Genomic DNA, 10,306 nt, shown 5'->3' with positions numbered 1-10,306 from the left:
ACATTTTTTCTGCTTTTTCCTCCTTTTTGACCTAAAAATATTTTACACTATCATTATTTAAAATTCGGTTGGTTCTTTTATAAAATTATTTTTAAACCCTACGCAAAAATTATGCGTAGGGTTAATAACCTATTTTATATTTATTTCCCTATTATTTATTTATCTTTTTTCCTCAATATACTTTTCTGCAGAAACCGCTGCTATTGCTCCATCTGCTGCAGCTGTAATGACCTGTCTTAATGCTTTTTCCCTGATATCTCCTGCAGCAAAAATACCTGGTACGTTTGTTGCCATATTTTCGTCAGTAACTATATAGCCCCTTTCATTAAGTTTAACTAAATCCTTGACTATTTCGGAATTAGGTTCCCATCCTATTGCAACAAAAACCCCATCCGTGGGATATATAATTTCCTCTCCTGTCTTTATATTTTTTACTACTATTTCCTCTACTGCATCCTTACCCCTTATTTCTTCTACTACTGAATCCCATAAAAATTTAATCTTTTCATTAGAAAATGCCCTTTCCTGTAATATCTTAGTTGCCCTTAACTCGTTTCTTCTATGTATTACTGTTACGCTTTCAGCAAATTTCGTTAAATAAATTGCTTCCTCTATTGCTGAATCTCCGCCACCTACCACTACCACTTTCCTGTCAGTGTAGAAAGCCCCGTCACAAGTAGCGCAATAAGAAACACCTCTTCCTGTAAACTCCTTCTCACCTTTCACCATTAATTTTCTCGCTTCTGCTCCCATTGCAAGAATCACTGCTTTTGCCTTTAACTGTTCATTTTTTAGTACCACTTCAAAACCATCTTCTTTGGGTATTATTTTCTGAACCTCTCCGTTTACGAACTTTGCCCCAAATCTTTCTGCCTGCATTTTCATGGCTTCTGTCAGTTCCATTCCGCCTATTCCTTCTACAAATCCTGGATAATTTTCTATCCTATCGGTAATTGCTGCTTGTCCACCTGCATACATTTTTTCCACAACCACTGTATCTAACCTTGCCCTTGCCCCGTAAATTGCTGCAGATAAACCAGCCGGTCCCCCACCTATTATGATTAAATCGTGATTCATTTTTATTCCTCCTTATACATGTTTTTAATAAAATATTTCCCTTTAACTTTTATTTTAATTATATCTTACTATTTTTATTTAACAACCCTTTTGTCAGTAAAAATATCATTTTTTATTCTATAATTCTCAATATTAATTCTTTTTTAACTAAAGAAAAAAGAAGGACTCCGTCCTTCTTTAACGTTTGGAGAATTGAGGTGCACGCCGTGCTTTTTTGAGTCCGTATTTTTTCCTTTCCACCATTCTTGGATCCCTTGTAAGTAGCCCTTCTTTTCTTAGTACAGGTTTGAAGGACTCATCAATCTGAAGCAGCGCCCTTGCAATGCCATGGCGCACTGCACCTGCTTGACCTGAAAATCCTCCACCTTTTACATTTGCTACTACATCAAATTTCCCAAGGGTATTGGTGACAACAAAAGGCTTTATAACATCTTCCCTTAAAGTTTCAAGGGTAAAATATTCCTCAAAAGGCTTTTCATTTATAATAATCTGCCCATTTCCCGGCTTTATCCATACTCTTGCAACCGAGGTTTTTCTCCTGCCGGTTGTTAAGATTGCGTCCTTCATTCTCTCGCTCCTTTCATCAAATTATCCTTCAAAAGGCAATTCTTTTGGCTGCTGAGCTTGATGAGGATGTTCCGGTCCTCTGTAGACTCGTAATTTCTTTATCATCTTTCTACCTAAAGAATTATGTGGAAGCATTCCCCAAATCGCTTTATAAATTGCCTTTTCGGGAGCTCTCTTTAAAAAGCTTCTATAGGTTTCAGCTTTCAGTCCACCTGGATATAGTGAATGGCGGTAGTAAATCTTTTTATCCAATTTTTTCCCCGTCAATATTACTTTTTCTGCATTTACCACAATAACATGGTCCCCCGTATCCACATGGGGTGTATATATAGGTTTATGTTTACCTTTTAAAATTTTTGCTACCTGAGCTGCAAGCCTTCCCAATGGTTTATCCGTTGCATCTATAATATACCATTCTCGTTTAATCTCGTCTTTTTTTGCCATGAAGGTTTTCATTATATCCCTCCTCAAATCACAAGGTTATTTTATTACACTTATTTTTTCAATGTCAAGCTTCATCATAAATTACTTTTTCTAAACAAAGTCCGCTGGCAGGCAATGTAGGCCCTGCCCTGCTCCTATCTTTTGACTCAATTATTTTTATAATTTCTTCTGGTTTTATTTTCCTAATTCCTACATTTAAAAGGGTGCCAGCTATTATCCTTACCATATTGTATAAAAATCCGTTTGCCTCAACCTCTATTTTAATTATATCCCCCAGCTTTATAACTTCCAAACTATTTACAGTTCTCACCGTATTTTTTACACTGCTGTTTGATGCTTTAAAAGCAGCAAAATCATGTTCTCCAACGATATAAGACGCAGCTTCTCTCATTGATTTTAAATCAAGCTGGAAAGGATAAAAATAGCTGTAATACCTGTAAAAGGGTGACGGGAATTTAGAATTATAAATGGTATAGGTATATACCTTTGCTTTTGCGCTGTACCTTGCGTGGAAATCTTCTGGAACAATTGTTGCACTTTTAACCACAATATCCGGTGGCAATTGGCTATTAATTGCATAGGGTAATTTTTCTATAGGGATTTTGGTATTGGTGTGGAAATTTGCTACCTGTCCTTTTGCATGGACACCAGCATCTGTCCTCCCCGCACCAATTAGTTTTACTTCCTCCTTTAATACCTTTTTTATAGCATTTTCCATTATCTCTTGTATTGATATGGAATTCTTTTGCTTTTGCCACCCATGATAATTAGTTCCATCGTATTCAATTTCTATTTTAACGTTCATGGGTTAGTTCCGCCACCTAATTATAGGAATCTGCTGGCAATACATCCAGCTGTCATAACAGCTGTTGCGCAAAGCGCTATAAAATCTTTATTCGTCATTTTCAGTTCTTTCATTCTCGTTCTATTTTCTCCGCCCCTATAACACCTCGATTCCATAGCCATTGCCAACTCATCCGCCCGCCTAAAAGCGCTGACAAAAAGAGGCACTAAAATAGGCACCAAGCTTTTTGCCCTGTTTATTAAATTCCCGCTTTGAAAGTCTGCCCCTCTTGCCATTTGTGCTTTCATTATTTTATCTGTTTCTTCGAGCAAAGTAGGAATAAACCGTAAAGCAATTGTCATCATCATTGCAAGTTCATGGGCAGGTACACCAATGCGTTTAAAGGGTTTTAGTAAGTACTCTATCCCATCTGTTAACATTATTGGAGAAGTTGTTAATGTCAAAAGGGATGTTCCGACAATCAAAAATATTAGCCTTAAAGCCATAAAAACTGCCTGGTATAATCCTTCATAGGTAATATCAAAAGGCCCTATTTCATATAAAATTCTTCCTTTTATCATAAAAAGGTTCAAAATAAACGTCAAAAAAATGATAAAAAGTAATGGCCTAAGGCCTTTAATCATATATTTTAAGGATATTTTTGAAAACAATGCTGCTATCAATATGAAGATTACAGGAAATATATATCCATAAAAATTATTTATTACAAATATTACTATCATGAACACAAAAGTAATTATTATTTTTGTTCTGGGATCCAGTTTGTGAACAAAAGAATCTCCCGGTATATACTGCCCTATGCTAAGCTCACGCATAGCCTTTCCTCCTTACCAATGCTAAGATAGCCCTTTTTGCTTCTTCTACTGTTAGTACATCTGTTGGTACATCTATTCCCCTTTCCTTCAGACGGTACATCAAATGAGTTACCTGTGGGATATCAAGTCCAATGGAAGAAAGGCTTTCTCTATCTTTAAATATTTCCTTTGGGGTACCGCACTTTATTAATCGACCTTTATGAAGTACTGCTATTTTATCGACTAACCTTGCAATATCCTCCATGCTGTGAGAAACAAGGATAATAGTCATGTTGTATCTTCTTTTGAGTTCTACAATTTCCTCTAAGATTTCATCTCGCCCCTTTGGGTCAAGTCCTACCGTAGGCTCATCTAATATAAGCACTTTTGGTTTCATTGCCAAAACCCCTGCTATAGCTACTCTCCTCATCTGTCCGCCGCTTAGCTCAAAAGGTGAACGGTCTTTAATTTCTTCATAGTTTAAGCCTACGGCTTCTAAAGCTTCTTTTACTCTATTTATAACTTCGTCATCTGATAATCCCATATTTTTGGGTCCAAAGGCCACATCCTTTTCAACAGTTTCTTCAAACAGCTGATGTTCAGGGTATTGAAAAACAAGCCCTATCTTATGCCTTATTTCTTTTAAATTTACCCCTTTTTCCTTAATATTTACGCCATCAATTATTATTTCTCCCGAAGTAGGCTTTAACAAACCGTTCAAATGCTGAATTAACGTAGATTTTCCAGAGCCAGTATGCCCTATTAATCCCCAAAATTCCCCATCGTTTATTTCCCAATTAATGTCTTTCAATGCTATAGATTCAAACGGCGTCCCGGGCATATAAACATGAGTTAAGTTTTTTATAATAATTGACATAGGCATTCCACCATTTCTTCAATTGTCAGTATATCAGGCCTAATATTCAAGCCTTCTGCCCGAAGACCGTTGGCTAATTCAGTTACCTGCGGCACATCCAAACCTATTTCCTTTAATCTTTCAACCCTTGAAAATATATCTTTGGGGCTTCCTTCCATAACAATATTTCCCTTTTCCATTACTAGAACCCTGTCAGCCTGAACTGCTTCCTCCATAAAATGGGTTATAAGGATTATTGTCTTGTTTTCTTCTGTGTTTAATTTTTTAATTGTTTTATTTACTTCCCTTCGACCTATAGGATCAAGCATCGCAGTAGGTTCATCTAAAATAATGTAATCTGGTTTCATCGCAAGTATTCCTGCAATTGCAACCCTTTGTTTTTGGCCGCCGGATAAGAGATGGGGGGCTTTTTTTGAAAACTCATATAGTTCTACAGTTTTTAACGCTTCATAAACCCTCTTTCTAATTTCTTCAGGCGGCAGCCCTAAATTTTCAGGTCCGAACGCCACATCTTCTTCAACAACTGTTGCAACAATCTGATTGTCAGGGTTTTGAAACACTAAGCCTGCTTTTTGCCTAATCTCCCATATCCTATCCTTATCTTTGGTATTAAGGCCGTCTACCCAAACTTCGCCTTCTGTTGGTGTATAAAGTCCATTAAATAATTTGGCCAAAGTAGATTTTCCAGAACCATTTGGACCTATTATAGCAACAAATTCTCCTTTTTTTATGGTAAGGTTTATATTTTGCAAAGCTAAATCTTTGCTCTGAGAATATTGAAAATATACGTTTTCAACCTTTATTTCGGCGGCCATTTTTTAGCCCCCTTTACTATTTCTTTTAAAAACTATTAACTATTATTTAATCTACTTTATATCAATTCTAAAACAACCAGTTCTGCTGAATCTCCTCTTCTGGGGCCAATTTTAACAATCCTTGTATATCCTCCATTTCTGTCCTGATATTTTGGCGCAATTTTATCAAACAGCTCTTTTACTGTTGTCTCATCTAAGACCTCTGCGAGTACCTTTCTTCTTGAAGCAAGATCGTTTTTCTTTGCTGTTGTGATAATTTTTTCCGCAATACTTCTAACTTCTTTTGCCCTTGTCTCGGTAGTGATTATTTTACCGTGTTTTAGAAGGGAGGTAACTAAATTTCTAAGCATCATTTTCCTGTGGCCGCTATCCCTGCCTAATTTCCTCATTTTTCTTCCCTCCTTACTATGCCTCTTCTGATTTCTTCAAAGAAAGATTTAAAGCTGCGAGTTTTTCTTCTACTTCCTCCAAGGATTTCTTACCTAAGTTTCTTACCTTCATCATGTCTTCAGGCGTTCTTTGTATTAGCTCACCTATTGTATTTATTCCCGCCCTCTTCAGACAGTTGTAAGAACGTACGGACAAATCCAGTTCTTCAATAGGCATTTCAAGCAATTTTTCCCTTTCATCCTTTTCTTTTTCAACCGGTGCTTCAACCTTTTTGACCATTTCTGAAAGGCCTGTAAATAAGCTAAAATAATTTATTAAAATTTTTGCAGCCTCGCTAACAGCTTCATCTGGTTTTATGGTGCCATTTGTCCATACTTCTAAGGTCAGCTTGTCGTAATCTGTCACATATCCTACACGAGTATGTTCAACAGTATAGTTCGCCTTAATAACTGGAGTAAAAATTGAATCTATCGGTATCACGCCTATAGGTTGCCCTGGCTTTTTATTTTTTTCTGCAGAAACATAACCCTTGCCCTTTTCCAAGGTTAACTCAGCAAAAAACCTTGCATCCTTTTCTAAGGTCGCTATATGATGGTCTTTATTAACTATTTCTACATCGGCATCACATATTATATCCTTTGCTGTGACCTCGCCCTCACCCTGTGCTTCAATCCTCAATATTTTGGGTTCATCAGTATGCATTTTTATTGCTAATCCTTTTATATTAAGTATTATTTCTACTACATCTTCTAAGACACCTGGGATTGTTGAAAACTCATGCTGAACCCCATCTATTTTTATAGAAGTAACTGCAGCGCCAGGTATTGATGAGAGCAAAACCCTTCTTAATGAATTGCCAAGGGTTGTACCATAGCCTCTTTCGAGGGGCTCAATAACCAATTTACCGTAAGTATTGTCTTCACTGACCTCAACCAATTCTATCCTTGGCTTTTCAAAATCGTTCATAATATTGCTTTTACCCTCCTTGTTAAATAATCAGCTGAGGGCTTAATTATTTGGAGTACAATTCTACTATTAAGTGTTCCTGTACTGGAACATCTATATCTTCTCTGTTCGGTACCCTTAATACTTCTCCTGTCAAGGTATCGTAATTAACCGAGAGCCATTCGGGCACTATTCTCGTTCTTCCTAATTCAGCCATTTCTTTGAAAAACTCAAGTTCGCGGCTTTTTTCTCTAACTGCTATTACATCTTTTGCTCTTACTTGATAGGAAGGTATTGTTACCTTCTTTCCATTAACTTCTATATGGCCATGCCTTACAATCTGTCTTGCTTGTGCCCTTGATTTAGCAAATCCTAACCTGTATACAACATTATCAAGTCTCAGCTCTAAAAGCCTTAACAGGTTTTCACCAGTAACACCTTTTTGTTTAGTCGCCCTTTCAAAATAAATCTTAAACTGATTTTCAAGAATTCCATAAATCCTTTTAGCTTTCTGTTTTTCGCGAAGCTGTATGCCATATTCTGAAAGTTTTTTCTTCATTTGGCCGTGCTGGCCGGGAGCATAGCCTCGCCGCTCAATCGCACATTTTGGTGTATAGCAGCGCTCACCTTTAAGATAAAGCTTTATACCTTCTCTGCGGCACAAACGGCAAGATGGTCCGGTATATCTTCCCATTCAGATCCCTCCTTAACATTGTTATACTCTTCTTCTTTTTGGTGGACGGCAACCGTTATGAGGTATGGGTGTGACATCCTTAATAACGGTTATTTCCAGGCCTGCTGCTTGAAGTGATCTTATAGCCGCTTCCCTACCGGGACCAGGTCCTTTCACATAAACTTCAACAGTTTTAAGACCGTAATCCGCAGCTTTTTTTGCTGCAGCTTCAGCTGCAAGCTGAGCAGCAAAAGGAGTTCCTTTCCTTGACCCTTTAAAACCTACAGTTCCTCCACTTGCCCAAGTTAAAGGGTTCCCCGCCTCATCCGTAATAGTAACAATTGTATTATTAAATGTGGAATGGATATGTGCTTTACCCTTCTCTACACGTTTTTTATCCTTACGTCTTTTTGCAACTGCCACTTTTTACTCACCCCCAATAAAATTTATTTACTACGTCTTGTGCCTACCGTCTTACGCGGGCCTTTCCTTGTTCTTGCATTTGTCCTCGTCCTCTGCCCGCGTACAGGCAGACCTTTTCTGTGCCTTATGCCCCTGTAGCAACCAATTTCAATTAACCTTTTAATATTCATTGCAACTTCTCTTCTCAAATCGCCTTCGACTTTGTAGTTTTTCTCAATTATGTCCCTTAATTTGCTTATTTCTTTTTCCGTTAAATCCTTTACCCTTGTGTCAGGATTAACATTTGCCTCTTTTAGTATTTTGTTAGAAAGACTTCTACCAATACCGTATATATAAGTAAGAGCTATTTCTACCCTTTTATCCCTGGGTAAATCAACGCCCGCTATGCGCGCCATTAACTCAAACCTCCTTTAACCCTGTCTTTGTTTGTGCTTAGGATTTTCACAAATAACCCTAATTCTGCCTTTTCTTTTTATAATCTTGCATTTTTCACATATCTTCTTAACCGATGGTCTCACCTTCATATTAGGTATCCTCCTTCACCCTTACTTGTGTCTGTAAATTATTCGTCCGCGGGTCAGATCATATGGTGAGAGCTCAACCGTAACTTTGTCTCCCGGTAAAATCCTTATATAATTCATCCTAATCTTACCCGAAACGTGTGCAAGTACTTTGTGCCCGTTTTTCAGTTCTACTCTGAACATCCCATTAGGTAAAGGCTCTACTACTGTACCTTCAACTTCTATAACATCTTCCTTTGACATATAAGCCCTACTCCCCTCCTTTGGAACCCTTGTTTTCATCGGGTTTTCCTGTAAGTTCTTCGAGGGCTCGTCGGATTTCTTCATTGTAAACCTTTCTATTGTTGATTAATTTTTCATATATAAAACCATCCTTTTTATTAGTCAATTGCAAATGTTTTATTTTCTTTTTTTTGGGCTTTTCTATTCGTCGAAGCTCTCCATCTGCGACCAAAACATACTGAGAATCAATTATTTTTACTATTAGCATGAACCTCCCTTTATCCCTGCCAGCCTTCGAAATTACTAACTGTCCCAGCTCAACTTCTGGCATAAAAGCACCTTCCCTATGCTATAGTTAATATCTCGGGTTCGCCATTTGTAATGGCTATAGTATTCTCGTAATGAGCTGATAAGCTTCGATCTTTTGTAACTACTGTCCAGCCATCTTCTTTAATTTCTACCTCGTATCCACCTGCATTTACCATTGGTTCAATGGCTAAAGTCATTCCCTCTCGAAGGCGTGGTCCTTTCCCGGGAGGGCCAAAATTTGGCACCTGAGGTTCCTCATGCATTTTTCTCCCAATTCCATGACCAACATAATCCCTTACAACTGAAAAATTATTCTCTTCAACATATTTTTGAATAGCATGGGATATATCCGACAGTCTGAAATTTGGTGTAGCATATTTTATTCCTTCAAAAAAGCTTTTTTCAGTAACTTCTATCAATTTCTTTGCATCCTCAGAAACTTCTCCAACTGGAAAAGTTCTTGCAGCATCAGCACAGTAACCGTCAACTATTGCACCAACGTCTATACTAATAATATCACCATCTTTTAGGAATCTTAAACCAGGAATTCCATGAACTACCTCTTCATTTATTGAAGAGCAAATAGTTGCTGGATATCCCCTATATCCTTTAAAAGCCGGAATAGCATTGTATTTTTTAATAATTTCTTCTGCCACACTGTCGAGTTCTATTGTTGCAATGCCAGGTTTTATAGTCTTTTCTATTTCTTCAAGTACCTTGGCTACAACCCTCCCGGCCTTTCTCATTAATTCTATCTCACGCTTTGATTTAATAACAATCATTGTATTTCGCCTCTTAGAAGGCCTATTAATTTTTTGAAGACTTCATCTATGGATTTTGTTCCATCAATGGAAATAAGGATCCCTTCGTTTTTATAGTATTCTATCAATGGCATTGTTTCTTTTTCATATACTTCTATTCTTTTTTCCACCGTAGACCTATTGTCATCAGCCCTTATTATGAGCTCTGAACCGCACTTATCACAAATATTTTCTTTTAACGGAGGGTTATACTTGATATGATAAGATGCCCCGCAGCTCGGGCAAACCCTTCTTCCAGTAAACCTTTCTATAAGTTCTTCCTTTGGGACATCAAAATTAATTACCGCGTCAAGTTTAATATTTTTCTCTTCTAAGATTTTTTTCAATCCTTCTGCCTGATATAAATTTCTTGGGAAGCCATCCATAACAAATCCTTTTTCACAGTCTGGCTTCTCCAATCTTTCTTTGACAATTTCCATTATGAGATCGTCTGGTACAAGTAATCCTTTTTCCATGTACTCCTTAGCTTTTACCCCAAGGAGCGTCCCTTCTTTGACCGCTGCTCTCAATATATCACCCGTTGAAATGTGGGGTATGCCAAAATAATCAGAAAGCATCTTTGCCTGAGTTCCCTTTCCGGCCCCGGGTGGCCCAAGCAATATTAGTCTCATTTTTCTCATCTC

At 37.5% G+C, this 10,306-nt stretch carries 17 protein-coding genes; all 17 read right to left on the bottom strand.

What is annotated here, in order from left to right:
- Window positions 1-159: 159 nt before the first annotated feature.
- The 17 genes from trxB to ACPLVF_RS03470 all read right to left on the bottom strand — a co-directional run bounded on the left by trxB (window position 160) and on the right by ACPLVF_RS03470 (window position 10,294).
- A complete protein-coding gene (gene trxB, locus ACPLVF_RS03550; RefSeq protein ID WP_424906442.1) occupies window positions 160-1,077 on the bottom strand; it encodes a thioredoxin-disulfide reductase in 918 nt (305 codons plus the stop codon).
- A gap of 177 nt (window positions 1,078-1,254) precedes the next feature.
- On the bottom strand, window positions 1,255-1,644 hold the full coding sequence (rpsI, locus tag ACPLVF_RS03545; protein ID WP_424906441.1) for a 30S ribosomal protein S9: 390 nt from the start codon (window positions 1,642-1,644) through the stop codon (window positions 1,255-1,257).
- A 21-nt stretch (window positions 1,645-1,665) separates the two neighbouring features.
- On the bottom strand, window positions 1,666-2,100 hold the full coding sequence (gene rplM / locus ACPLVF_RS03540) for a 50S ribosomal protein L13 (protein ID WP_424906440.1): 435 nt from the start codon (window positions 2,098-2,100) through the stop codon (window positions 1,666-1,668).
- A gap of 52 nt (window positions 2,101-2,152) precedes the next feature.
- Complete coding sequence (gene truA / locus ACPLVF_RS03535) at window positions 2,153-2,893, bottom strand: tRNA pseudouridine(38-40) synthase TruA (RefSeq protein WP_424906439.1); 741 nt, start codon at window positions 2,891-2,893, stop codon at window positions 2,153-2,155.
- 20 nt (window positions 2,894-2,913) lie between these two features.
- Window positions 2,914-3,708 (bottom strand): energy-coupling factor transporter transmembrane component T family protein, encoded by a 795-nt coding sequence (locus tag ACPLVF_RS03530; protein WP_424906438.1) that lies wholly within the window; start codon window positions 3,706-3,708, stop codon window positions 2,914-2,916.
- Window positions 3,701-4,564, bottom strand: a complete 864-nt coding sequence (locus tag ACPLVF_RS03525; protein WP_424906437.1) for an energy-coupling factor transporter ATPase — start codon at window positions 4,562-4,564, stop codon at window positions 3,701-3,703. The genes ACPLVF_RS03530 and ACPLVF_RS03525 overlap by 8 nt, the downstream gene beginning before the upstream one ends.
- On the bottom strand, window positions 4,549-5,379 hold the full coding sequence (locus ACPLVF_RS03520) for an energy-coupling factor transporter ATPase (RefSeq protein WP_424906436.1): 831 nt from the start codon (window positions 5,377-5,379) through the stop codon (window positions 4,549-4,551). The genes ACPLVF_RS03525 and ACPLVF_RS03520 overlap by 16 nt, the downstream gene beginning before the upstream one ends.
- Window positions 5,380-5,435: 56 nt before the next feature.
- Window positions 5,436-5,768: a 50S ribosomal protein L17 gene (rplQ, locus tag ACPLVF_RS03515; protein ID WP_424906435.1), complete on the bottom strand. Its 333-nt coding sequence runs from the start codon at window positions 5,766-5,768 to the stop codon at window positions 5,436-5,438.
- Between the two features lie 16 nt (window positions 5,769-5,784).
- Window positions 5,785-6,735, bottom strand: a complete 951-nt coding sequence (locus ACPLVF_RS03510) for a DNA-directed RNA polymerase subunit alpha (protein ID WP_424906434.1) — start codon at window positions 6,733-6,735, stop codon at window positions 5,785-5,787.
- A gap of 46 nt (window positions 6,736-6,781) precedes the next feature.
- Entirely contained in the window at window positions 6,782-7,408 is a 627-nt protein-coding gene (rpsD, locus tag ACPLVF_RS03505; protein ID WP_424906433.1) for a 30S ribosomal protein S4, read from the bottom strand.
- A 21-nt stretch (window positions 7,409-7,429) separates the two neighbouring features.
- Window positions 7,430-7,810, bottom strand: coding sequence for a 30S ribosomal protein S11 (gene rpsK, locus ACPLVF_RS03500; protein WP_424906432.1), 381 nt, complete (start codon window positions 7,808-7,810; stop codon window positions 7,430-7,432).
- A gap of 23 nt (window positions 7,811-7,833) precedes the next feature.
- Entirely contained in the window at window positions 7,834-8,205 is a 372-nt protein-coding gene (gene rpsM / locus ACPLVF_RS03495; protein ID WP_424906431.1) for a 30S ribosomal protein S13, read from the bottom strand.
- A gap of 15 nt (window positions 8,206-8,220) precedes the next feature.
- Entirely contained in the window at window positions 8,221-8,334 is a 114-nt protein-coding gene (gene rpmJ, locus ACPLVF_RS03490; RefSeq protein ID WP_424906430.1) for a 50S ribosomal protein L36, read from the bottom strand.
- A gap of 21 nt (window positions 8,335-8,355) precedes the next feature.
- A complete protein-coding gene (infA, locus tag ACPLVF_RS03485; protein ID WP_068749337.1) occupies window positions 8,356-8,574 on the bottom strand; it encodes a translation initiation factor IF-1 in 219 nt (72 codons plus the stop codon).
- Between the two features lie 7 nt (window positions 8,575-8,581).
- Window positions 8,582-8,884 carry an RNA-binding protein gene (locus ACPLVF_RS03480; RefSeq protein ID WP_424906429.1) on the bottom strand — a complete coding sequence of 101 codons (303 nt, stop codon included), beginning with the start codon at window positions 8,882-8,884 and terminating at the stop codon, window positions 8,582-8,584.
- Between the two features lie 13 nt (window positions 8,885-8,897).
- Window positions 8,898-9,644: a type I methionyl aminopeptidase gene (gene map, locus ACPLVF_RS03475; protein ID WP_424906428.1), complete on the bottom strand. Its 747-nt coding sequence runs from the start codon at window positions 9,642-9,644 to the stop codon at window positions 8,898-8,900.
- Complete coding sequence (locus tag ACPLVF_RS03470; protein ID WP_424906427.1) at window positions 9,641-10,294, bottom strand: adenylate kinase; 654 nt, start codon at window positions 10,292-10,294, stop codon at window positions 9,641-9,643. The genes map and ACPLVF_RS03470 overlap by 4 nt, the downstream gene beginning before the upstream one ends.
- Window positions 10,295-10,306 lie beyond the last annotated feature (12 nt).

Origin of the sequence: Thermovenabulum sp., from assembly GCF_049701175.1 — a bacterium.
GTDB lineage: Bacteria > Bacillota > Thermosediminibacteria > Thermosediminibacterales > Thermosediminibacteraceae > Thermovenabulum.
This window is presented reverse-complemented; position numbering and strand designations above follow the sequence as displayed.

What these genes read in the sequence shown, in the direction of transcription:
- trxB (WP_424906442.1), bottom strand. Translation starts at nt 1,077, where the DNA reads ATGAATCACGATTTAATCATAATAGGTGGGGGACCGGCTGGTTTATCT.
- rpsI (WP_424906441.1), bottom strand. Translation starts at nt 1,644, where the DNA reads ATGAAGGACGCAATCTTAACAACCGGCAGGAGAAAAACCTCGGTTGCA.
- rplM (WP_424906440.1), bottom strand. Translation starts at nt 2,100, where the DNA reads ATGAAAACCTTCATGGCAAAAAAAGACGAGATTAAACGAGAATGGTAT.
- truA (WP_424906439.1), bottom strand. Translation starts at nt 2,893, where the DNA reads ATGAACGTTAAAATAGAAATTGAATACGATGGAACTAATTATCATGGG.
- ACPLVF_RS03530 (WP_424906438.1), bottom strand. Translation starts at nt 3,708, where the DNA reads ATGCGTGAGCTTAGCATAGGGCAGTATATACCGGGAGATTCTTTTGTT.
- ACPLVF_RS03525 (WP_424906437.1), bottom strand. Translation starts at nt 4,564, where the DNA reads ATGTCAATTATTATAAAAAACTTAACTCATGTTTATATGCCCGGGACG.
- ACPLVF_RS03520 (WP_424906436.1), bottom strand. Translation starts at nt 5,379, where the DNA reads ATGGCCGCCGAAATAAAGGTTGAAAACGTATATTTTCAATATTCTCAG.
- rplQ (WP_424906435.1), bottom strand. Translation starts at nt 5,768, where the DNA reads ATGAGGAAATTAGGCAGGGATAGCGGCCACAGGAAAATGATGCTTAGA.
- ACPLVF_RS03510 (WP_424906434.1), bottom strand. Translation starts at nt 6,735, where the DNA reads ATGAACGATTTTGAAAAGCCAAGGATAGAATTGGTTGAGGTCAGTGAA.
- rpsD (WP_424906433.1), bottom strand. Translation starts at nt 7,408, where the DNA reads ATGGGAAGATATACCGGACCATCTTGCCGTTTGTGCCGCAGAGAAGGT.
- rpsM (WP_424906431.1), bottom strand. Translation starts at nt 8,205, where the DNA reads ATGGCGCGCATAGCGGGCGTTGATTTACCCAGGGATAAAAGGGTAGAA.
- rpmJ (WP_424906430.1), bottom strand. Translation starts at nt 8,334, where the DNA reads ATGAAGGTGAGACCATCGGTTAAGAAGATATGTGAAAAATGCAAGATT.
- infA (WP_068749337.1), bottom strand. Translation starts at nt 8,574, where the DNA reads ATGTCAAAGGAAGATGTTATAGAAGTTGAAGGTACAGTAGTAGAGCCT.
- ACPLVF_RS03480 (WP_424906429.1), bottom strand. Translation starts at nt 8,884, where the DNA reads ATGCCAGAAGTTGAGCTGGGACAGTTAGTAATTTCGAAGGCTGGCAGG.
- map (WP_424906428.1), bottom strand. Translation starts at nt 9,644, where the DNA reads ATGATTGTTATTAAATCAAAGCGTGAGATAGAATTAATGAGAAAGGCC.
- ACPLVF_RS03470 (WP_424906427.1), bottom strand. Translation starts at nt 10,294, where the DNA reads ATGAGACTAATATTGCTTGGGCCACCCGGGGCCGGAAAGGGAACTCAG.